We start from the raw sequence: 23139 nt of genomic DNA, 5'->3' as shown, positions 1-23139 counted from the left end.
TGCACAATCCGTGCATGACTGACAAAAAGACCCTGGTGCTGGTGGACGGCTCCAGCTACCTCTACCGCGCCTTTCACGCCATGCCCGACCTGCGGGCCGTTCCCGGCGACATGACCAGCGCCGCCACTGGCGCCATCCGAGGCATGATCAACATGATGCAGGCGCTGCGCAAAGAGGTGGTGGCTGACTACGCCGTCTGCGTGTTCGACGCCAGCGGCCCCACCTTCCGCGATGCCCTGTACACCGAATACAAGGCCACGCGCTCACCCATGCCCGACGACCTGCGCAGCCAGATCGAGCCCATCCACGAGGTGGTGGACCTGCTGGGCTGGAAGGTGGTGGCCGTGCCTGGCGTGGAGGCCGACGACGTGATCGCCACCTTGGCCAACGCAGCAGCCGCACAGGGCATTGAGGTCATTGTGTCGAGTGGCGACAAAGACTTGAGCCAGTTGGTCAACGAGCAAATCACCATCATCGACACCATGAGCGGCAAGCGCCGCGACGTGGAGGGTGTGACGGCAGAGTTTGGCGTGCCGCCTGCACTGATGGTGGACTACCAGGCCCTGGTGGGCGATACCGTGGACAACGTGCCCGGCGTGACCAAGGTGGGGCCCAAGACGGCCGCCAAGTGGCTGGAAGAATATGGCTCGCTCGACAACCTGATTGCCAACGCCGACGCCATCAAGGGCGTGGCAGGCAACAACCTGCGCGAGGCGATTGCCAGCGGCCAGCTGGCCTTGAGCCGCCAGCTGGTCACCATGAAGACCGACTGCGCGCTGGCCGACTACATCCCCGGCCTGCCCGCGTTTGACGACATCACACTGGACGCGCCGGACAGCGCTGGTTTGCTGCCGTTTTACGAAAAGTACGGCTTCAAGGGCCTGGCCAGTGCGATCAAAGGTGCAGCAGCCCCAGCCGCTGCAGCCCCCACCGTTGCCATGCCCGGCCAAAGCGGCGATCTGTTTGCCGACCATTCCGCCAGCACCGTGGCCGAAGAAGCCCAGCACCGCACGGTGGTGTACGACACCATCCTCAACTGGGCCGACTTTGACCAGTGGCTGGAGCGCCTGCACAAGGCCCCGCTCACTGCCATCGACACCGAAACAGACTCCCTCGACGAAATGCGCGCGCAAATCGTCGGCATCTCTTTCAGCGTGCAGCCCGGCGAGGCCGCCTACATTCCCCTGCGGCACGAAGGCCCCGATGCGCCCGCGCAACTGCCGTTGGACGAAGTGCTCGTCCGCCTCAAGCCCTGGTTGGAAAACCCCAAGCACCACAAGCTGGGCCAGCACATCAAATACGACCGCCATGTGTTCGCCAACCACGGCATCGAAGTGCAGGGCTACGCGCACGACACCATGCTGCAAAGCTACGTGCTCGAAGTGCACAAGCCCCACAACCTGACCAGCCTGGCCGAGCGCCACACCGGCCGCAAAGGCATCACCTACGAAGACCTGTGCGGCAAAGGCGCGCACCAGATCCCGTTTGCGCAAGTGCCGGTAGACAAAGCCGCCGCCTACTCGTGCGAAGACTCCGACCAGACCCTGGACGTGCACAACGCCCTGTGGCCCCTGCTGCAGGCCGACGACAAGCTGCGCTTCATCTACGAACTGGAGATGCAAAGCAGCGAAGCCCTGTACCGCATCGAACGCAACGGCGTGCTCATCGACGCCCCCACGCTGGCCGCACAAAGCCACGAGCTGGGCCAGCGCATCTTGCAGCTTGAAACCGAGGCGTATGAGATTGCAGGCCAGCCCTTCAACCTGAGCAGCCCCAAGCAATTGGGTGAAATCTTCTTCGACAAGCTGGGCATGCCTGTGGTCAAGAAGACCGCCACCGGCGCCCGCAGCACCGACGAAGAAGTGCTGGAGAAGCTGGCCGAGGACTACCCCCTGCCCGCCAAGCTGCTAGAGCACCGGTCGTTGAGCAAGCTCAAAGGCACCTACACCGACAAGCTGGCGCAACTGGCCCTGCCACGCACGGGCCGCGTGCATACCCACTACGCGCAGGCCGTGGCCGTCACCGGGCGCTTGTCCAGCAACGACCCCAACCTGCAGAACATCCCCATCCGCACCCCCGAAGGCCGCCGCGTGCGCGAAGCCTTTGTGGCCCCCGTAGGCCGCGTGATTGCGAGTGCCGACTACTCGCAAATCGAGCTGCGCATCATGGCCCACCTCAGCGGCGACCACTCGCTGCTGCACGCCTTCCACGCCGGCCTGGACGTGCATCGCGCCACCGCTGCCGAAGTGTTTGGGGTGGAGGTAGACCAGGTCACCAGCGAGCAACGCCGCTACGCCAAGGTCATCAACTTCGGCCTCATCTACGGCATGAGCAGCTTTGGCCTGGCCAAGAACTTAGGGATAGAAACCAAGGCCGCAGCCGCCTACATCGACAAATACTTCCAGCGCTACCCCGGCGTGAAGCAGTACATGGACGACACCAAGGCCGCCGCCAAATCCATGGGCTACGTGGAGACTGTGTTTGGCCGGCGCCTGTACCTGCCCGAGATCAACTCGCCCAACGGCCCGCGCCGCTCAGGCGCCGAGCGCGCTGCTATCAATGCCCCCATGCAGGGCACGGCAGCGGACTTGATCAAGCTGGCCATGGTGGCGGTGCAAAAGGAGCTGGACGCGCACAAGCCGGACATCAAGATGATCATGCAGGTGCACGATGAACTGGTGTTTGAGTTGCCGGAGGGCGAGGTGGAGTGGGTGCGGTCGCACATTCCGCGGTTGATGGCGGATGTGGCAGCGCTCAAGGTGCCGCTGTTGGCGGAGGTGGGGGTGGGGCCTAACTGGGATAAGGCGCACTGACCGGGCGATGCAACCGGATAGGCTAAAGGTTTGAGTGTTTTTGGCCTCTAGCGCTTATCTGGTAAGCGCTAGTAGCTATCGAATTTGATGTGACGGCCTGCGGCGCCTTTGTTGGTGGCGTGTGAAGTGCTCACTGTTGAATTGCGAAACTTCAATGAGACATAAGGGGGAGCAACATGACTAAAACGCAACTCAAAAAGATAACAATTGAAAAGTTTCGCGCGTTAACCAACGTCGAGATTGAGTTTGGCGACTACATCACTGTTATTTGCGGCAAGAACGGTACGTCCAAATCTTCAATTCTTGGGATTGCCGCGCAGATTTTTAGTTTTGAAAAAGACTATGTGACAGGAGCGAGTCTGCGAGATTTCAAGCAAATCAGCGGCAAGGGCTTTAAGTCGCAGTACAAGGAACACATCCGAATATCTAAGGAGTTTGATGTGCCGGGTTCCTTATCGGTAAGTATTCTTCTACACGAGGGGTACACCGATCAGGTCGCAACAGCCAATTTGGAGTTGATGACACGGACTGACGATGAGACTAATAAAATATTGCCGCGCCCCGTCATCAGGAAGAACAGCACGGCCTCGGGTAATACAAGCAGGAACTTCACACATCCCGTGATTTTTTTGAGCTTGAAGCGTTTGTATCCGATTGCCGATCGCGACTACAAAGCAATCGACTTTGATTATTTGAAAGCCAATGAGCAGGAGTTCATTGCACTCACCAACGAGTTACTCAACCGCAGCTCGACCCAAGCCACTGGCACGCATGGGACAATCACATCCGCCGTGGCTCATGGGGAAAATTACAATCATGAATCGGTTTCGGCAGGCGAAGATAATGCGGGTCAAATCATCATGGCGTTGCTGTCCTTCAAAAAACTGAAAGCAGAATATGTGGACTACAAAGGCGGTTTACTGCTCATTGATGAGGCTGATGCTGGCTTGTTTCCAACTGCTCAAGTCAATCTGCTGAAGATTTTTGAACGTGAATGCAGGAAGCTCAATCTACAGGTGGTTATGACATCTCACTCCCCAGTCATGATCGAGTATGCACACGAGCAGAGTCAGCACGAGCATAGCAAGAAATTCAAAACCGTCTATCTGAGCAATACATACGGATCTGTTCAGGTCATACAGGATTGGTCATGGGCGAAAATCAGTGCTGACATTCACACGAAAACTGTTAGCGTAGGACCCGGGGCGAACCTGCCAAGCGTCAATGTGTATTTCGAAGACAAAGAAGCAGAAAATTTTTTTGATGCGTTGATTAGTAGGCAGCCGGTAAAAAAATGCATAACCTCAATGTCAGAAGTGACACTTGGGTGTACTAACTACGTGAATCTAATAAAAAACAAGGTGCCTGAGTTTACTGAGAAAAGTGTTATTTGTCTTGACTCGGATGCACGTTCACACATTGAAGGAAAGAACTATAAAACCATTGTTCTTTTGCCTGGCGAGTTTCCACCTGATCAGTTGATTTTTCAGCATTTATACAATCTTCCTGCAGAAGATGGATTCTGGAAAAATGAGTTGCAATTCACCCGCGATGTATTCACCAATGCAGCGCGGGACACAATCAATGAATTGAAAATTGCAAGTTCCAAGGTTGATCTCAATGAATGTATCAAAGCGTACAAGGGCGGATTAAAGCCGCGTGACATTTTCAAGAAATTTTACAAAGGCGAAGAAGTCCAGAAAGTGCTGAATTGCGGAGCTAAACCTTATGGCGCATGGAAGCATTGGATCGAAAGCAATCCAGTTTTAGCCAACCAGTTTTTGGAGCAATTCAAGGACGCAATCTACGGTGTTATGAAAAATGGTTATGCCGTGGACGATGCCAAACTCACCACCTTGAAAGTTAATTTGAAGAAGGTGTCCAATGTTCTCGAATAGGCTTTACAGCCCACTGCGCTACCCCGGTGGTAAAGCGCCTTTTGCTCCGTTCATCGCTAAGCTGATGGAGGTTAATGGCGTTGCGGGTGGGCATTACCTGGAACCCTACGCGGGCGGAGCAGGGGTCGCACTCGATCTGCTGTTTCAGGGACATGCGAGCCACATTCATATCAACGATGCAGATCCAGCAGTTTTTGCGTTTTGGGCCTCTGTAACGCAGCATTCTGAGGAATTGCTGGACCTGCTTGCAGCAACCCCTATCACTCTTGAGGAATGGTTCAAGTGGCGCTCGGTACTCCGTGAAGACTGCCAAGCCAGCCTGGTTGAGAAGGGGTTTGCCACGTTGTTCATGAACAGAACTAACCGTTCTGGCATTTTGAAAGCGGGTGTCATTGGTGGGAAGGGTCAGGAAGGCGTCTACAAACTGGATGCCCGTTTCAAGAAGGATGTCATTGCTGCGCGGATTGTGGAGATTGCCAAGCGTTCGAAAGACATCACCGTGTACAGCGAAGATTCTTTGGCTCTGCTGAAACGCTGCAAAGAGTTTTTGCCAAAAGAGTCGCTGATCTATCTTGACCCGCCTTACTACGTCAAAGGCAAAGGGCTGTACCGCAACTATTACGAGCATGATGATCACGTTGCGATCGCGAAGACTATCAAGGCTAAAAGCTTCAAGCGGCATTGGGTCGTGTCTTATGACAATGCTGATGAAATTCGCGCCATGTATCAACTCGTCAACACGAAAACATACGGGCTCAACTACACGGCTCAACGACGCTATGTAGGCAATGAAGTCATGTTTTTTAGTCAAGACCTTATTGTTTCTGAAGACGCTATTCCTCAGACAAAGACGGCCGCTTGAATGGCTGCCCCTGCATCGCAGGGCGCCTGATCCATGCGGAGCCAGAGATGTGGATTTGGCGCTGTCATTCCGTTCGCCAAGAAAAATATCTCAGCAGGAACATTTGACCCAGCGCAGCGGCGAATCAGCAGCATCGCTAGACTCATTCGTCAACCTCTAGCGACCCCGCTAGCTTCCATCTATTTGCTTGGAGCCCGCATGCCCGACACCTCCCCCTACACCCCGCCCGCCATCTGGCAATGGAACAAGGAAAACGGCGGCCAGTTCGCCAGCATCAACCGGCCCATTGCAGGCGCCACCTACGACAAGGAACTGCCCGTAGGCCGCCACCCGCTGCAGCTGTATTCGCTGGGCACGCCCAACGGCGTCAAGGTGACGGTCATGCTGGAAGAGCTGCTGGCACTGGGCCACAGCGGGGCGGAGTACGACGCGTGGCTGATTCGCATCAACGAGGGTGAGCAGTTTGGCAGCGGGTTTGTGGCTGTGAACCCCAATTCCAAGATCCCCGCGCTGATGGACCGCAGCGATGCGGCGAACCCGGTGCGCGTGTTCGAGTCCGGCGCCATCCTGATGTACCTGGCAGAAAAGTTTGGCAGCGCCTTTTTGCCTACCAGTGGCGCGGCGCGGGCCGAGTGCTTGTCGTGGCTGTTCTGGCAGATGGGCAGTGCGCCGTTTCTGGGCGGCGGGTTTGGGCACTTTTATGCTTACGCGCCCGAGAAGTACGAGTACCCGATCAACCGCTATGCGATGGAGGTCAAGCGCCAGCTGGATGTGCTCAACCAGCGGCTGGCCGACAACGAGTTTTTGATTGGCAGCGAGTACACGGTGGCGGACATCGCCATCTGGCCCTGGTATGGCTTGTTGGTCAAAGGCCAGGCCTACAACGCGGGCGAGTTTTTGCAGGTGCATGAATATACGCATGTGGTGCGCTGGGCCGAGCAGGTGGCCAAGCGCCCGGCGGTGCAGCGGGGGCGCAAGGTGAACCGTGTGACGGGCGACCTGGCCAACCAGCTGCGCGAGCGGCATGACGCCAGCGACTTTGACACCAAGACGCAAGACAAGATCGAAGCGGCCGCATCGGCAGCTGCTTCGTCGTCGTCGGCCCAGTAACCGCTTTGCAAGGCGCCACCATGATCACCCTCTACGACTGCGCCACCGCGCCCAGCCCGCGCCGCGCGCGCATCCTGCTGGCTGAAAAAGGCGTTGCCCACAACACCGTGCAGGTGGACCTGCGCAGCGGCGAGCAACTGGGCGATGCCTACCGCCAGATCAACCCGCAGTGCACGGTGCCCGCGCTGCGCACCGAAGAGGGTCTGCTGCTGACCGACAACGCGGCCATCACCGCGTATGTCGAGGCGCGCTACCCCCAGCCTGCATTGCTGGGCGAAACGCCCACAGAAAAGGCCGAGATTGCCAGCTGGAACTGGCGCATGGAGTTCGAGGGCCTGTTGGCCATTGCCGAGGCGTTGCGCAACAGCGCGCCCGCCATGGCCAACCGGGCATTGCCGGGTGCGGTGGATTACCCACAAATCCCGGCGCTGGCCGAGCGCGGGCTGGTGCGCGTGGGGCAGTTTTTTGCCCTGCTGAACGAGCGTCTGGCGGACCGCGACTTCATTGCCACCGACCGCTTTAGCGTGGCCGACATCACGGCGGTGGTGGCGGTGGACTTTGCGCGTGTGGTCAAGCACAAGCCTGGCGAGCAGCACCCGAACTTGCTGCGCTGGCGTGCGGCCATGGCGACTCGGCCGTCGATGTCGCTGTAGCCCTAGGCGGTGCTTGCGGTCGCGGTCTGAGCGCGCGGTCTCGCAATGGGTGGATGCAAGGATTGCGCATCCGGCCTGTTCCTTGCATCTTTGGAGTCTGTCCAAGGTCTGCCTGGCTCACACCCCAGAGGGACATTGGTGCGGCCTCCAAAAGACATTGAACAGGTTCTGAACCCATGCGCCTCCGCCACATAGAAGTTTTCAACGCCGTCATGCTCACCGGCAGCGTGAGCGCGGCGGCCCGCCTCATCAACGTCACGCAGCCTGCGGTCAGCCGCATCCTAGCGCATGCCGAGCTGCAGCTGGGCTTTCCGCTGTTCCACCGGCTCAAGGGCAAGCTGGTGCCCACCACCGAGGCGCAAACGCTGTACCCGCACATCGAGCGTCTGTTCACCCAGCTTGACGATGTGCAGCGCCTGGCCAATAGCTTGAAGGGCGACCAGCGCGAAGGCGAATTACACATCCTCAGCGTGCTGGCGCTGAGCTACGAGGTGCTGCCGCGCGCGCTGCGGTTCTTTCGGCAGAAGCACCCGGATGTGAAGGTCACCATCGACGCGCTCCATTCTCCGCAGATCGTGTCGGCCCTGGTGTTGCAGGAGGCGGATGTGGGCTTTGTGTTCAGCGCCATCGCCCACCCCGCGCTCACGCAGGAGCACCTGGCCGATGGCCGCATGGTGTGTGTGGCGCCCAAGGGCATGCTGGGTGCGGCGCTGGTGGATGCGGGCGTGGCGCACCTGGCCGATCTGGCCGATACGCCCGTGGTGCGGCTGGATGTGCGCGACCCTATCGGCACGGTGGTCAGCCATGCCTGCCGTGAGGCTGGTGTAGGCCTGCAAACGGCGATCACGGTGCAGACCTACCACGCCGCGCTGGCCCTGGCGCACCACGGCCATGCGGTGGCGGTGGTGGACACCTGCACGGCTGCTTCGGCCGACCGCAGCAAGGTGGATGTGCTGGCGCTGGCGCCGCACATTGCCGTGCCCATCAAGTCATTGCGCACTGTGAACCGGCCCAGTTCGCTGCTGGCCAGCGCCATGACGCAGTGCATGCGCCAAGCGGTGGCCGAGACGCTGGAGTCCGTGGGTCTGCGGGAGGCCGAATAGCGCCGTGTGGGGAGGGCTGTCGCCCTCTCGCTGCTGCTCAGGCTGTCGGCACCACCAGCTCGGCCACCTGCGCTGCCGTCCCAAACGCCAGCGTAAAGCCCAGTGCACCGTGGCCTGTGTTCAGCAGCAAGTTGTCTGGGGCGTGGGTGTGCCTTCCCACCAGCGGCACGCCCGTGGGGGTGGCAGGGCGCATGCCGGTCCAGGGGCGCAGTTCGCTGAAGTCGCTGCAGCCGGGGAACAGCGCGCGGGTGGCCTCGCACAGGCTCTGGATGCGCGCGGGGGGGATGTGGTCGTCGTGCCCCACAAGCTCGGCCATGCCGGCCACGCGCAGGCGCTGGCCGATGCGTGCAAAGACCACCTTGCGCGCCGCATCGGTCACGTTCACGCGGGGAGCTGCTCCGGCAGCGTCCGTCGTATCCAGCGTGACGCTGTAGCCCTTGAGCGGGTAGATGGGCAGGCGAAAGCCCAGGGTCTTTGCCGCCTGGTGGCTGGCGCTCCCCAGAGCCAGCACAAATTGCTGCGCCTCGATGGCGCCCGCGCTGGTCTGGACGGCTGCAATGCGCCGCGCATGGTGCACAAAGCCCTCCACGCGCGTGCCCAGCACAAAGCGCACCCCGCGTGCTGCCAGCAGCCGCTGCAGTCCCTGGCACACCGCCAGGCAATCGGCCGCGCATTCGCTGGGGGTGTAGATGGCGCCTGCAATGCTGCGGTGGTAGTGCTGCAGCGCGGGCTCGATCTCCACACAGCGCTGGGGCGAGACGGCTTCCTGCTCGCTGCCCCAGGCGCGCTGCAGTTCCATCTGCTGCTGCGCGGCGGCGAGGCCCGCAGGGGTGCTGTACAGCACGAGCTTGCCAGTGTTGGAGAAATTGCAGTCCAGCTGCTCGGCCTGCAGCATGGCTTCAAAACCTTGGCGGCTGAGTGCGGCCAGGGCCAGCAGGTGTTGGGTGCTGCGCTCGGACGTGCGCCGGTTGCAGGCCCGCAAAAACTCCAGGCCCCAGCGCCACTGGTGCACGTCCCACTGCGGGCGCATCTTGAGCGGCGAGCGGGGCGACAGCAGCAGTTCTGGCAACTGGCGCCACAGGCCGACATTGGCCAGGGGCTGCACATAGCTGTAGCTCAATTGCGCGCCGTTGCCGCCGCTGGCGCCAGCACCGGGCTGGGCCTGGTCGATCACGGTCACCTGCATGCCACGCTGGTGGAGCTCATAGGCGGTGGCCAGGCCCACGATGCCCGCGCCAAGGACACATACCTGCATCTTGTGTGTTCTACGTTGTTGGTTGACTGAAAGTCAATGTAGGGTGAGGGCGGGCCTTTGAACAATGCCAATGCCATGCTCAGCCATGCCGAGAAGTTATGCGTGTGCACCGATGGAAGGCACATAGCACGGAACTGCCGCGCGGAATGGGAAAAATGGCACTTGGATGGTGCGGCGGTGTGCACCAGATCGGCGGCATAACTTTTGGTCATGACGTACCCGTGCAAATGAATTGTTCAAGTGCGGCGCGAATTTTTACAGTGCCCCTGCGTCTCGCTTTTTCAACCGTCCACCTGATTTTTCGCAAAGGGATTCCCATGAAGCTCTCCGCCGTCACCTCCGCCGCCATCGTGCTCACCGGCCTGCTGGCCAGCACCATGGCCAGTGCCGACACCCTCAAGAAGGTTGCCGAGTCGGGCAAGATCACGCTGGCCTACCGCGAGTCATCGGTGCCCTTCAGCTACCTCTCGGGCCCCGGTGCCCCGGTGGGCTTTGCGGTGGACATCTCGAACGCGGTGGTTGATGCCGTGAAGAAGCGTGTGAACAACCCCGCCCTCAAGGTGGAACTGCAGGCGGTGACATCGCAGAACCGTATTCCGCTGCTGACCAACGGCACCATCGACCTGGAGTGCGGATCGACCACCAACAACACGGCGCGGGGCAAGGATGTGCAATTTGCCATCAACTACTTCTACACCGGCACGCGCCTGCTGACCAAGAAGACATCTGGCGTCAAGAACTACGCAGACCTGGCCAAGAAGAAGGTGGCCAGCACCTCGGGCACCACCAATGCACAGGTGATTCGCAAGTACAACCGCGACAACAACCTCGACATGGACATCGTGCTGGGCAAGGACCATGACGACTCCGTGTTGCTGGTGGAAACGGGACGGGCGGAAGCGTTTGCGATGGATGACATCCTGCTGTTCGGCCTGATGGGCAACCAGCGCAACCCGGCCGATTGGACGGTGGTGGGTGATTCGCTGCAGGTGGAGCCCTATGCCTGCATGCTGCGCAAGGATGACCCGCAGTTCCAGGCGCTGGTCAACGGCGTGATCGGCGGGATGATGAAGTCGGGCGAATTCGAAAAGCTCTATACCAAGTGGTTCATGTCGCCCGTGCCACCGCGCAACCAGAACCTGAACCTGGCCATGAGCAAGGAGCTGCGCGAGAACCTGGTGGCCCAAAGCGACAAGCCCGCACAGTAAGCCGGAGCGCGCATGTCTTTAGTGTCTGCAAGCCACCCCCACGCCCCGCAGGTGGTGGGGATTCTGGGCGGAATGGGCCCGGCCGCCGGGGCTGACTTTGTGCGCCTGTTCGTGCAGGCCTGCACCGACCGCATGGAGGTGCTGGGCATTCCGGTGCACGACCAGGCCTACCCCGAGCACTGGCTGGCGCAGGTGCCCATACCGGACCGCACGGCCGCGCTGAACGACACGCGCCCCGGCGCGCACCAGCCCGCAGACCCCCTGCTGCAGGCCACCGGGCGGCTGGCCGCGCTGGGCGCACGGGTGGTGGCGATTGCCTGCAACACGGCCCATGCCTGGCACGGCATCCTGCAGCAGCGGTTTCCACAGATGGTGGTCTTGCACGGCGTGCAGGAGGTGGTTGCCGAGCTGGCTGCGCGCAACGCGCAGGGCGTAGGGCTGCTGGCCACACGCGGCGCCTACGACGCGGGCCTGTACCAGCGTGAGCTGGAGCGTGCGCACATCGCCTGCTTTGTACCCGACGACCATGAGCGCGAGCAGTTGATGCAGGGCATCTACGACGGCGTGAAGGCGGGCAACTATCCGCTGGCGCGACAGCGCTTTGAGGCCGTGTCGATTGCGCTGCAGGAGCGCTACGGCGTGTCCACGCTGATCATGGGCTGCACCGAGATTCCCCTGGCGCTGGCGGAGCACCCCCGGCTCGAAGGGCTCTCGCTGGTGAATCCCTCGGTGGTGCTGGCCTCGGCCCTGGCCCGACATGCCTACTGGCACATCCATCCTGCGGGCTGAGCCCAGCGCACTGCCGTCGGCTTGGTGGTTGGCCGACTCCTTTTTCTTGCCATGTCCTCAGCCTGCCTGGGGTGGCGACTTCTTGATTGAAGGTGAACACCATGACAGTTGCGACGGTCGGAAAAAGGCTGGGCGGGAGCATGAGCGCGGCCGTGCTTGCGTTCGCATTCGGCACGGCGGGTGGCGGCAAGGTGCTGGCCCAGGCGGCGGCACCATCGCAGGCGGCGCCGTCGTCACCATCCCTGGGGAAGACGCTGCAACGCATCCAGTCCAGCGGCGTGGTGGTCGTCGGCCACCGCGAATCGTCCATGCCGATGTCCTATGTGGCCCACGGAACACCCATGGGTTACAGCGTGGATGTTTGCCTTCAGGTTGCGCAGGCGCTGGGGCGCCATCTCAAGCTGCGCGAGACCAAGGTGGCCTACCGCCTGGTCACTTCCAGCAGCCGCTTCGATGCCATTGAAAAAGGCGAGGTGGACCTGGAATGTGGCTCCACCACCAACACGGCAGCGCGCCGTGAGCGCGTGGCGTTCACCATTGCGCATTTCATTGCCTCGTCGCGCATCGTGGTGCAAAGCGACAAGCCTTATTCCCGCATCGAAGACCTGGACGGCAAGACGCTGGCATCCACAGCGGGCACCACCAACATCGATTCGCTGGCGCGCGAGGCTGCCACCAAGTCGGTGCGCGTGCGCATCGAGCCCGCCAAGGACCACGCCGAGGGGTTTGGCTGGGTGGTGAGCGGCAAGGTGGAGGGCTTTGCGATGGACGACGTGCTGCTCTACGGCCTGCGCGCCAGCCACACCAAGCCGCAGGACCTGAAGGTCATCGGCAAGCCCATGACCATCGAGCCTTATGCCGTGGCGTTTGAACGCAACAACCCCGAACTCAAGGCTGTGGTGGATGCCGAGCTGCGCCGTTTGATCCAGACCCGCGAGCTGCACCGCTTGTATGACAAGTGGTTCACTCAGCCGATTCCGCCCCAAGGCATCAACCTGGGCATGCGCATGCCGCACCTGCTGGTGGATTCGCTCAAGTACCCGTCGGACTACGTGCCGCAGTAGGCACGGTGGCGCGCGGGGTGGGCCTTCAACGCCAGGCCGTAGCCACCAGCTGGCTGTAATGCACGCCTTTGCGCCCCAGCAACTGCTCGAACACGACCGGATTGCCCACGTTGTCGCTGCCCAGCATGCTCAGGGTTTCGGTGCACCAGGGCACGCTGGGCACCGCATCGCCCATGCGGGCGCTGAGCTGCGTCAGCGCGTCGGGCAGGCGCAGCACGCGGGCGGGGCCGTGGCCCTGTTGTTGCCGCAGGCTGGCGACGAAATCTCCCATGGTCAGCGCTTCGGGCCCCGGGCATTCAATGAGGCCCTGGGTGGCCATGGCTGGGCCCAGAAGGGCAACGATGGCGGCTGCCAGGTCGTGCACCGACACGGGCTGCACGCGCGCCGTGAGCATCGGGCCGGGGAACAGCGCCACGGGCAGGCGGGCCAGATTCATGAACAGGGCGCTGCTGTCGCCGCCTTTGCCAAACACCACGCTGGGCCGCAGGATGGCGGGGTTCAGGGCGCCCCGCGCGGCCAGGGCCTGTAAATGCACGTCGGCCGCGCGCTTGGTGCTGGCGTAGCGCGTGGTGCTGCCTTCAATGCCCAGCGCCGAGATGTGCACCACCCGTCTCACACCCGCCTGAGCACAGGCGTTGAACAAGGCCACGGGGGTGTGCTGATGGACGGCGTCGATAGGGCGTGCGCTGCTGTCGCGCAGCACGCCCACAGCGTTGACGACGGCGTCGATCCCCGCCAGGCGTGGCAGCCACGCATCGGGCGTGGTGTCGCGGGCAAAGTCCATGGGGATCTGCAGCGGCTGCGCGGTGCGCTGGCGGGGCGAAACCCCGCCGTGCACTGTGTGCCCTGCGCGGGTCAGTGCCGTTGCCACGGTGTGGCCAATGAATCCGGTGGAGCCGGTCAGCAGGATGTGCATCAACAGTGCCTTTGAAAGGAAAAGAAGGTCATCGGCGGGTGCGGGTTCTTTGATCGGCGCACGAAAAAAACGCTGAGGGCTCCGCTGCTGCCAGCGGCGCCGTGCCTGTTCATGCGCCCGGATCAAACACCTCAAAGCGGTTGCGGCCCCCATACTTGGCGCGGTACAGGGCTGCATCGGCCGCCTGTACCAGTGTGTCAGACCCGGCCTCCGGGCGTGGGACCACACTCGCAATGCCCATGCTGAACGTGATGATGGGCGCCGTGGGGGAGCGGGGGTGGGCCAGGGCGGCATCCCGCAGGCTGTCCATGCAGCGCTGTGCCACGGTCACGGCCTCGGGCATCGGCACGTCGGGCAGCAGCAGCACAAACTCTTCGCCGCCATAGCGTGCGGCCACTTCGTCTGCGCGGCGGATGGTGGCTTGCAGCAGCTGGGCCACGCGGCGCAGGCATTCGTCGCCGGCCAGGTGGCCGTAGTGGTCGTTGTAGAGCTTGAAGTGGTCGATGTCGATCAGGATGACGGTCAGCGGCAGGCCGTGCCTGCCGCAGCGCATCCATTCCGTGGCCAGCCGGTCGTCAAAACGGCGCCGGTTGCCGATGCCGGTGACACCGTCGGTGGTGGACAGCAGCGCCAGCTTGGCGTTGGCGGCGGCCAGCTCCTGCTCCTTGCGCACCAGCTGGGTCACGTCGGTGCGCACACCGGCAATGCCGCCCTGGGGGGTGCGGCGTTCGTCGGCCTGCACCCACCGGCCGTCGGTCAGGTGCTGCAATACGGACTGGATGGCGGCCTGGTGGTCGGCCACACGTTGGGCCAGCCAGGCCTCTTCGTTGCCCACGGCGTCCATGTACTGCCCACGCTCAACGCCGTAGCGGGCAATTTGCTCAAACGTGCTACCGGGCGCGATCATGGGCGCCGAGATGGGGTACAGCCGTCGGTACTGCGCGTTGCACACCACCAGCCGGTCGTCGGCATCGAACAGCGCAAACCCCTCGGGCAGCGATTCGATAGCGTCCTGCAGCAGTTGCCGCGCCTGCTGGGCTTCGTCCTGCGCCGCTTCCAGTGCCTGGCGTTGCTCGATGAGGTCGGTGATGTCCAGGCGCACCGCCACCACATAGTTTTCTGGGGTGCGGGTTTCATAAATGTTGATCCAGCGCCCGTCGGCCAGCCGCTGCACCAGGTTGGACGTGCGGCTGCCGTGCTCTGACAGGCGCTCGGCAATCCAGGTTTCTTCGCGGCCGTTGGCAGAGGGGACCAGCCCCCGCTGCACCGAATACCGCAGGATGTCGGCAAAGCTGTTGCCCAGATGCTCTGCGTAGTTCATGTGGGGGTACATGCGCGAGAGCTGCTGGTTAAACAGCACCAACCGGTCCTGCTCGTCAAAGATCTCGATGCTGACGGGCAGGGCCTCCACCGCGCGCTCCAGCAACTGGCGCATTCGCTGGCTTTCCTGGCGGGCTACCTCTGCCTTTTGGCGCTGCTCGATCAGGTCGCTGATGTCCAGCCGCACCACCACGGTCATGCCCGAGGGGGTGCGGCTTTCGTGCATGTGCATCCATGCACCATTGGGGTAGTGGCGCACCTCGGGGCCAGGGCGGTGGCCGCGCAGGGCCAGTTCGTGGGCCAGCCACAGCTCTTCCTGGCCGCGCGCTTCTTCGGGAATGCCGTGCTGGAGACCTTCACGCAGCAGTTCTTCATAGGTCTTGCCCAGCGATGTCTGCACGGGCAGGTGCGGGCGCAGGTTGGCCATGAAGTTGTTGCACAGCACCAGCCGGTCGTTCTCGTCATAGATATCGAGGCCGGCGGGCATCGCGTCCACCGCCTCGTGCAGGCGGCGCTCTGCGCGTTCGGCGTCGGCCAGCGCCTGTTTCAGCGCACGTTCCTTGTGCACGGTGTCGGTGATGTCGGTGCGCAGCACCACCACGCCGCCGCCGTCGAGCGTGCGCTCGGTCAGCTGCATCCAGCGGTCGCCCCGCACCTCCTGCACTTCGGGGCCGGACGGTGATCGGTGGCGTTCCATGCGGCCCGCCAGCCAGGTTTCCAGGTCTGGCCGCGCGTCCCGGATCTCGCCCGAAGCGGCGGCCCGGCGCAGTACGTCTTCAAACCGTGTCCCATAGTCCACCGCCATCGTGATGCCCGGGGCCACCTCGCGGTAGCGTGTGTTGCACAGCACCAGGCGGTCGTCCGCGTCGTAGATGGCCAGGCCGTCGGGCAGGATGTCGAGCGTGGCCGACAGCTGTGCGCTGGCCTGCAGGGCTGCCTGCTGTGCAGCCTCTGCCGCCACCTGGCAGCGCTGCGCACGCCGTGCAAGCTGCCAGTGCAGGCCGGCCATGGCCCACAGCGCCAGCCCGGCAGCCACCAGAGCCGCGCGCACTGGCGCCTCAAGCACATGGCTGGCCAGCGCCCAGGCCAGCAGCCCCAGCCCACCCATGCCGCAGACCCCGCACACGACCGCCGTCAGCAGAGCCGGAGGTTCTTCGCGCGCTGGCGGTGGAGCAGGGGGCATGGTTGGTAGGTCCCAGGTTCACAGAAAGTCTAGCAGTGCGCCCCTGTTTGCGGTACCGGCAAATGCGGCAAGGCTCCAAACCGCCTAGACTGCGGCTTCCGCCCGTTACCGCCCTTGTTGGCTCCCTCTTCTTTCACCCTGGAGAAACCGATGCTCACTGAAGACCTCCACTCCGACGCACGCGCGCTTTTGCCTGGCCGCACCACCGAGGCGGGCGCCACCCGACGCACGGCGCTACAGACGGCCCTTGGCCTGGGCTATGCGGCGGCAGCCGCACCCATCATGGCGCAGACGGCCATCGCCACGCCCAGCGACGGTCTGACGGCCGGGGAGGTGAGTTTTACGGTCAACGGCTTCAAGGTGCCCGCCTACCGCGCGGCACCTGCCGGCAAAACGGGCCTGCCCGTGGTGCTGGTGATCCAGGAAATTTTTGGCGTGCACGAGTACATCGCCGACACCTGCCGCCGCTTTGCCAAGGCAGGCTACCTGGCCATTGCGCCCCAGCTGTATGCGCGCCAGGGCGACCCGTCGCAGTACACCGACATTGCCAAGCTCATGGCCGAAGTGGTCTCCAAGGTGCCTGACGCCCAGGTGATGGCCGACCTCGACGGTGCGGTGCAATGGGCCACTGCCAACGGCGGCGATGCCGCGCGCATGGGCATCACCGGCTTTTGCTGGGGCGGCCGCATCACCTGGCTGTACGCAGCCCATGGCCCCGTGAAAGCGGGCGTGGCCTGGTACGGCAGGCTGGTGGGCCAGGGCAGCGAGCTCACGCCCAAGCACCCTGTGGAAATCGCCCCCATCCTCAAGGCCCCGGTGCTGGGGCTGTATGGCGAAAAAGATACCGGAATACCCCTTGACACGATTGATAAGATGAAAGCTGCCCTGGCCAGTGGCTCGCCGCAGGCCAAGGCATCGGAATTTGTGGTGTACCCCGACGCGCCCCATGCCTTCCACGCCGACTACCGGGCGAGCTACCGCAAGGAGCCTGCCGAAGACGGCTGGAAGCGGGCGCTGGCCTGGTTCAAGACGCATGGCGTGGTCTGAGAGGCTGAGAGTCTTTCGCCTATGCCCGCCTTGCGCGCCAAAGCACCGCTGCTCGTCGTTGCAAATGCTCGCCATAGCCCGAGCTATGGCTGCGCTTTGCGCCTCGATCAGCTGCGTTTTGACGCACCTTTCGGGCTCGGGCAAAAAACTCTCAGCCTCTGAGCCGGTACCCTGCAATCCGCCCGCAGCCGCCCCCTCACCGGGGCGGCTTTTTTAATCTCGCGTCCGGGGCGTGGGATTTGAACGAAAATAAGCTCTGTGGCTTATCTATAAAGCGTAAGAAGCTATGACTTTAGTAGCAATCATCTTGGCCACGCTGGCTGCGGGCATTGGCAGCGTGTGGCTGGCCGCACTGCTGATGCGGCTGGGCCTGGGCGGGCGCACCGACAGCGTGGGCCCCCAGCACCTGCTGAGCCTGGCGGCGGGCGCCTTGCTGGCCACGGCCTTCATGCACCTGCTGCCCGAGGCGTTCGAGAGCCAGGCGGGCGCCCACGACCTGTTTGCCACCTTGCTGGTGGGCGTGGTGTTTTTCTTTTTGCTGGACAAGGCCGAGCTGTGGCACCACGGGCATGAGCACAGCCACGCACAGCCCTCCACCCAAGGCCACGTCCATGCAGACCACGATCACGCCCATGACCACGGCCATGCGCACCACCATCACCACGGCCCGCGCTCTGGCGGATGGGCGGTGCTCACGGGCGACAGCGTGCATTGTTTTGGCGACGGCATCCTGATCGCCTCAGCCTTCATGGCCGACATCCGCCTGGGCGTGATCGCCGCCGTGTCAGTGTTGGCGCACGAGGTGCCGCACCACATGGGCGACCTGGTGGTGCTGCGCCAGACCAGCCCCAACCGCCGCATGGCGTTGGTCAAGGTGTCGCTGGCGGGCGCCGTGACGGCGCTGGGCGGCGTGGTGGGCTACTTCCTGGTGGGGCAGCTGCAAGACTTCTTGCCCTACTTCCTGGCCGTGGCATCGAGCAGCTTTGTGTATGTGGCGCTGGCCGACCTGATTCCCCAGCTGCAAAAGCGCCTGACAGCGCGCGAAACCTTTGCGCAGATCGCCTGGCTGATTGCGGGCATGGTGATCGTGACGCTGGTGAGCGGGGCGGCGCACAGCCATTGAGGCCATGGCCCGCGGCGCCCGCGCTCGTCAGCGCGAATGCCGCCGCGCGCGCAGGCCCATGGCGCCCAGCAGCGCACTCAGCAACACCAGGCCCCAGTGGCCCAACGTAGGCACAGGTGTGACTGCGCCCCCATTGCCAGGGCCACCGTCGCCCGGTCCTGCTGGCACTTCGAAGCACCGCGAGAACTCCGAGGTTTCCAGGGAACCATCAGCATCATTGAAATCGCGTGTGGCCGTCATCGTCAGGTGGCTGCCTGCTGGCACGGCTGGTAGCAGGACATCGCCCGTGTACATGACCCCTCCGGTCATGATGTCTGCGCTGCCCAGAAAGGTTTGCCCTTCGCCATAGGAAGAAGGGTCGCAGGCTGCATTGGAAAAAACTTCGATCCGGTAGCGCGCATTGAAGGCACCGGAGTACCCGTAGCTAACCAATGTGCCCGCAGCGTTGCTGGTGACCCCGGTGATGACCGGGTAGCGCAGGCCGCCGTTGACGGTGGGTGGGGCAGCATCCCCGGGTTGGGTGCCCTGGCCGGTGGCGGTGTCGATCAGTTCAATGCCCAGACCGCCATTGCTATGGATGCTGTTGCCCAGGATGCTCTGGTAGCGCGGCTGCGCTGCTGTGGTGCTGCTGCGCTCTATGTGCACGCCGTTGCCGCCCCAGTTGGCTATGGTGTTGCCCTCGCCTGTGTTGGTTCCGCCAATGTGGTTGTTCCGGAGCGGGGTCGTGTCGATGCTGCGGATGTAGATGCCGTGACTGGACGCGGCATCTGCGATGGAAGTGCCCGTAGTGCCCACGCCAATCAGGTTGCCTTGCATGACCAGGCCGACGCCACCGCCATGGATGGAGATACCTGTTCCTAGGGCGCCGACGACGTTGTTGGAGATGATGGTGTAGGGGCCCGCAATATCCACACCGACCAGGGTATTGCGGCGGCTGCTGCCACTACGATCGGTGCCGATGTAGTTGTTGCGGATCTGGGTGTTGTATACGCCGTCGATGCTGATGCCTGCGCCGCTGCTGCTCGTAATAATCAGATTGCGGTCAGCCGACGTTGCACCACCCACGATGTTCTCGTGGGCGTAGTTTGCAATGCGTATGCCGCTCATTCCGTTCGCCAACAACCCATTGGTGTCGTCGCCCGCGCCCGACCCGTCAGTACCGATGAAGTTGCCTGCGATGGTCACGCCGTTGGTACTAGAGCCGACAGGACCGGTGTCACCCAGTAGGAAGACGCCGTGTGTGTTAAACCCTGTGATAGCGACGCCACGCAGCGCCGAATTGGACGATCCTGGATAAAAAACGAGCCCGCTGGCACTCACGCCGATGTTTTTCCCGTCGATGCGGACGTTGATGACAGCGTTGTTGCCCACTGCGGCGGTGTTTGCGCTGGAGCCTGGCTGGGTATAGCCGTCGATGGTGATGGGCGTGCGGACTGCAGGAAGTGGAGTGGTGGGCGCAATAAGGGCTGCAACACCTGGGCCACCTGTGGCAATGGCGAAGTGGATGGTGTGAGCACCTCCCAGGGTATTGGCCTCCTGGATGGCTGCGCGCAGGGAGCACGCGGCTCCGCTGTGGGCGCACAAGCCGTCGCCGGGAACAACGTCGGGGGCGTCTCCCGCGTCTGTAACGACAAAGGTGGCTGCCCATGTGGTGCCGCTCAGCAGCAGCCCGGCCAAAGCCAGGGCGACGGGGTGCAGCCTCGCAGGAAAGTTATGCAGGGTGTGCGTCATGGTATTTGCGTTTGTTCTTGTTGTTTTGGCTCCAGCGCTTGGAGGTGCTGCGCTAGATGTTTCATTTTTTTATGGCGTATGGGGTGCCGTTCGACAGATGCGGGCGAGGACTTTCAACGGCACCGGGCTGTGTTTTTGCGTTTTCCGCTTCAGCCTCTGCGCCGTGCGCGCAGGCCCATGGCGCCCAGCAGCGCACTCAGCAGGATCAGGCCCAGATGACCCAATGTGGGTACGGCGGTGACGGAACCGCCGCCGCCAGGGCCTGCCGCTACTGGGAAGCACTGCGAAAACTCCGACGTTTCCGCCAGACCAGCCGCGCCGCCGCCGCCGTCGCGTGTTGCCGTCAGGGTCAGGAACTCGCCCGTTGCTATCCCTCCCCAAACTGCGCTGCCGCTTGCCACGCCCGCCGCATTGGTGGCGAGCGTGCCGGCTCCCAGGTAGCGCTGGCCTTCGCCCCACCCACTTGTATCGCAGGCGGTGTTGGCGAACGCCTCAAACCGATAAAGCGTGTTCGGCGCGGCGCCATCCAGTCGGTATTCCACTTGCAGGCTGCCCCCTGCAAGGGCGGTGTTGGTGATGGCGGGCGCGGGGATCGCGCTGTTCACGCCCGCTGGCGCGTTGCCCGGACCGCTGCCAGCGCTGGGTGCGACCAGTTCGATGCCCAGCGCATCATTGCTGTGGATGCTGTTGCCCAATATGGCATGTTGGTCTAGGCTGGTACTGGAGCGCTGGCGTTGCACACGGATGCCGTTGCCGCCCCAGTGGGCAATGGTGTTGCCTTCGGCCCCGTTCGTACCGCCGATGCGCGTGCGCTGCGGGCCCAGGGCGCTCGCGCCTATACCATCCAATATGTGAATGCCATCGCCCCCGCCGCCGATGGGCTCGCCAGCCGTGCCCACGCCGATACGGTTGGCGGTGATTTGGTTGTCATGACCGGCGTTGTCGCCATAGAGGAAGATACCGGTTTGGCTGGCACCGATGATGTTGCCGTGGATGAAGTTTCCATTGGCGTGACTGATTTCTACGCCCCGCGCCGTGGCGATGCGCAGGGCACCCGCTCGGTTGGTGCCGATAAGGTTGTCGGTGATGCGGTTGCCCTCGGTGCCGCTGCCGAGCAGGCGGACGGCTGGGCTGTCCTCGTCACTCACCAACAGGTTGCGGTCGCCAATGGATGGGCCACCTACAGAGGTGAGGGTGGTGCCCATTTCAATGAGGACGGCCTCGCCGCCGTTGGCGAGCGTGCCCGTGGTGTCGATGCCGTCGGTGCCGATGAAATTGCCTTGTACGCCCACGTTGCTGGCCCCTGAGACCATCACGCCAGCTCCGTTGAAGCGCGTGATGGCCACGCCGCGCAGCGCCGACCCGCCGGAGGGGGGTAGGAACTGCAATCCCACTAGGGCATTGGCGTTCTGACCATCAATACGGATGCTGATGTAAGCATCGTGGCCCACAGCCAGCGTGTTCGGGTTGCCTGCGCCCAGGGCATAGCCGTCGATGGTCACCGGATTGACGATGGGAGGCAGTGCTGAGGTCGGCGAAATCGTGACCTGCCCACCGCTGAAATCGAACTGGATGGTGTCGGCATCCGCGTTGGCATTGGCGGCCTGGATGGCGGCGCGCAGGGTGCAGGGGTTGGGCACGCCGGTGCACATGGCGCCGCCCAGTGGGGCATCGCCAAGATCATTGACCACAAAAGTGGCTGCCCAGGAGGCGCTGGACAACAGCAGTCCGGCCAGGGCCATGGCAAGGGGGCGCAGCGGTGCTGTGGGGAAAGGCGGGTTGTGCGGCATGGTGGCTGTTTGAGGTTTTTAGTGTTTTTTTGGGCTCTAGCGCTTATGGGTATTGCGCTAGATGCTTCATTTTTGATAGCGAATGGCGGCTCTGCCGCGAACGCGGCGCGCAGGGTGCCCTCCGTCTGTGATTCTTGGGAAAGCCCCGGCTGTTGTCTTGACGCTGCACGACCTGCCATTGACCCCACGCGACTTGGTCCGCAATCTGCAACACTCTTTTCTGAGCACAACAACGAGGGAAAAAGGAGCAGCGCGTGAAGGCACCCGTATCGGCCCCCACCACCCAAGCCGCGCCTGCGGTGGATGCCGCGCCCACTGCGGCGCTGAGCCTGAGCGCGTTGCCAGGGGACAGCCAACTGCACACCATGCGCGAGTACCTGGCCGCAATGATGCGGGTGGACCTGGCACCTCTGCACCCCGACAAGCCCCTGCACTACCGTGCTGCGCTGCGCATGGTGCCGGGCGCCAGCTGGGGCAGCTCGCAGGCCAGCCCCGTGCGCACTACCCGCACGGCAGCGCTGTGCAAGGACGGGCAGGACGACCTGATGCTCGTCATGCCCTCCGCCCCCATGACCATCGAACAGCCGGGGCAGAGCGCGCTGCGCATTCAGCCTGGCGATGCCGTGCTGCTGTCGCAGGCGCGGCCCCTGCAGATCGTGCTGGAGGAAGCGGGGGAGTCCTGGGCGCTGCGTGTACCGCACCGCGACATGGCGCGCATGCTGCCGCGCCTGTCCAGTGCGCCGGTGCTGGCCCTACGCCAAGGCACGCCGATGTTGCAGCTGCTGCAGCGCTTTGGCCGGTTGCTGGAGTCCGACCCCCTGCAGGGCGCTGCCAGCCAACGATTGGCCGCCCGCCAGCTGCAGGAAATGCTGGCGGTGGCGGTGGGCCAGTCACCCGACTTTGCCGCCTGGGCCGAGCAGCACAGCCTGGCGGCGGCCCGACTGCAGGCCGTGCGGGCTGACATTGCCGCCCACCTGAGCACCAGCCGGCTCAGCCTGGAATGGCTGGCCGCCCGCCAGGGCATCTCAGCCCGGCACCTGCAGCGCCTGCTGGCTGCCCAGGGCACCAGCTACCAGGACGCCGTGCGCCATGCGCGTCTGGAGGCCGCCCGGGCCTTGTTGCAAGCGCCGCGCAACGCGGGCCTGAGCATCACGGCCATTGCGCATGCGTGCGGTTTTTCTGAAGCATCGGCGCTGAGCCGGGCGTTCCGGCAGCACTATGGGATGACGCCGGGGCAGGCGCGGTGGGAGGGTGGGATGGGCACCAAAAAATGA

The 23139-nt window shown here is 63.1% G+C and carries 17 protein-coding genes; 12 read left to right on the top strand and 5 right to left on the bottom strand.

Annotated features, from left to right (window positions below):
- Window positions 1-14: 14 nt before the first annotated feature.
- From polA to EXV95_RS09930, 6 genes are all read left to right on the top strand, one after another.
- Entirely contained in the window at window positions 15-2813 is a 2799-nt protein-coding gene (gene polA / locus EXV95_RS09960) for a DNA polymerase I (RefSeq protein WP_176886704.1), read from the top strand.
- A 176-nt stretch (window positions 2814-2989) separates the two neighbouring features.
- On the top strand, window positions 2990-4711 hold the full coding sequence (locus EXV95_RS09955) for an AAA family ATPase (RefSeq protein ID WP_176886703.1): 1722 nt from the start codon (window positions 2990-2992) through the stop codon (window positions 4709-4711).
- A complete protein-coding gene (locus EXV95_RS09950; protein ID WP_176886702.1) occupies window positions 4698-5573 on the top strand; it encodes a DNA adenine methylase in 876 nt (291 codons plus the stop codon). The genes EXV95_RS09955 and EXV95_RS09950 overlap by 14 nt, the downstream gene beginning before the upstream one ends.
- A gap of 198 nt (window positions 5574-5771) precedes the next feature.
- Window positions 5772-6683, top strand: a complete 912-nt coding sequence (gene yghU / locus EXV95_RS09945; protein WP_176886701.1) for a glutathione-dependent disulfide-bond oxidoreductase — start codon at window positions 5772-5774, stop codon at window positions 6681-6683.
- A 20-nt stretch (window positions 6684-6703) separates the two neighbouring features.
- Window positions 6704-7336, top strand: a complete 633-nt coding sequence (locus EXV95_RS09940) for a glutathione S-transferase family protein (protein ID WP_176886700.1) — start codon at window positions 6704-6706, stop codon at window positions 7334-7336.
- Between the two features lie 176 nt (window positions 7337-7512).
- The gene (locus EXV95_RS09930) at window positions 7513-8439 is read left to right on the top strand and encodes a LysR family transcriptional regulator (RefSeq protein WP_121420828.1); all 927 of its coding nucleotides are present in this window, start codon (window positions 7513-7515) and stop codon (window positions 8437-8439) included.
- A 37-nt stretch (window positions 8440-8476) separates the two neighbouring features.
- Here EXV95_RS09930 and EXV95_RS09925 read toward each other — a convergent pair whose 3' ends face one another.
- Window positions 8477-9694 (bottom strand): D-amino acid dehydrogenase, encoded by a 1218-nt coding sequence (locus tag EXV95_RS09925; RefSeq protein ID WP_176886698.1) that lies wholly within the window; start codon window positions 9692-9694, stop codon window positions 8477-8479.
- 317 nt (window positions 9695-10011) lie between these two features.
- On the opposite strand from EXV95_RS09925, the gene EXV95_RS09920 reads away from it, so the two are divergent.
- From EXV95_RS09920 to EXV95_RS09910, 3 genes are all read left to right on the top strand, one after another.
- Window positions 10012-10902, top strand: a complete 891-nt coding sequence (locus tag EXV95_RS09920; protein ID WP_121420826.1) for an amino acid ABC transporter substrate-binding protein — start codon at window positions 10012-10014, stop codon at window positions 10900-10902.
- Between the two features lie 12 nt (window positions 10903-10914).
- On the top strand, window positions 10915-11691 hold the full coding sequence (locus EXV95_RS09915; protein WP_176886697.1) for an aspartate/glutamate racemase family protein: 777 nt from the start codon (window positions 10915-10917) through the stop codon (window positions 11689-11691).
- A gap of 101 nt (window positions 11692-11792) precedes the next feature.
- Entirely contained in the window at window positions 11793-12755 is a 963-nt protein-coding gene (locus EXV95_RS09910) for an amino acid ABC transporter substrate-binding protein (protein ID WP_176886696.1), read from the top strand.
- A 25-nt stretch (window positions 12756-12780) separates the two neighbouring features.
- Here the strand turns inward: EXV95_RS09910 and EXV95_RS09905 are convergent, their stop codons facing one another.
- Both EXV95_RS09905 and EXV95_RS09900 read right to left on the bottom strand, forming a co-directional pair.
- Window positions 12781-13671: an NAD-dependent epimerase/dehydratase family protein gene (locus EXV95_RS09905; protein ID WP_176886695.1), complete on the bottom strand. Its 891-nt coding sequence runs from the start codon at window positions 13669-13671 to the stop codon at window positions 12781-12783.
- Between the two features lie 109 nt (window positions 13672-13780).
- Window positions 13781-16174, bottom strand: coding sequence for a GGDEF domain-containing protein (locus EXV95_RS09900; protein ID WP_176886694.1), 2394 nt, complete (start codon window positions 16172-16174; stop codon window positions 13781-13783).
- A 150-nt stretch (window positions 16175-16324) separates the two neighbouring features.
- On the opposite strand from EXV95_RS09900, the gene EXV95_RS09895 reads away from it, so the two are divergent.
- Complete coding sequence (locus tag EXV95_RS09895; RefSeq protein WP_176886693.1) at window positions 16325-17221, top strand: dienelactone hydrolase family protein; 897 nt, start codon at window positions 16325-16327, stop codon at window positions 17219-17221.
- 286 nt (window positions 17222-17507) lie between these two features.
- Window positions 17508-18344, top strand: coding sequence for a ZIP family metal transporter (locus tag EXV95_RS09890; RefSeq protein WP_176886692.1), 837 nt, complete (start codon window positions 17508-17510; stop codon window positions 18342-18344).
- Window positions 18345-18371: 27 nt separating this feature from the next.
- Here EXV95_RS09890 and EXV95_RS09885 read toward each other — a convergent pair whose 3' ends face one another.
- Together EXV95_RS09885 and EXV95_RS09880 are read right to left on the bottom strand one after the other, a co-directional pair.
- Complete coding sequence (locus EXV95_RS09885; RefSeq protein ID WP_176886691.1) at window positions 18372-20075, bottom strand: IPTL-CTERM sorting domain-containing protein; 1704 nt, start codon at window positions 20073-20075, stop codon at window positions 18372-18374.
- 149 nt (window positions 20076-20224) lie between these two features.
- A complete protein-coding gene (locus EXV95_RS09880; protein WP_176886690.1) occupies window positions 20225-21865 on the bottom strand; it encodes an IPTL-CTERM sorting domain-containing protein in 1641 nt (546 codons plus the stop codon).
- Between the two features lie 254 nt (window positions 21866-22119).
- Here EXV95_RS09880 and EXV95_RS09875 point away from each other — a divergent pair, with 254 nt between their 5' ends.
- On the top strand, window positions 22120-23139 hold the full coding sequence (locus EXV95_RS09875; RefSeq protein WP_176886689.1) for a helix-turn-helix domain-containing protein: 1020 nt from the start codon (window positions 22120-22122) through the stop codon (window positions 23137-23139).

It is taken from the genome of Acidovorax sp. JMULE5, from assembly GCF_013376875.1.
Lineage (GTDB): Bacteria > Pseudomonadota > Gammaproteobacteria > Burkholderiales > Burkholderiaceae_C > Acidovorax > Acidovorax facilis.
Note: the sequence above shows the minus strand (reverse complement) of the source record. Positions and strands in the feature narration are given on the sequence as shown.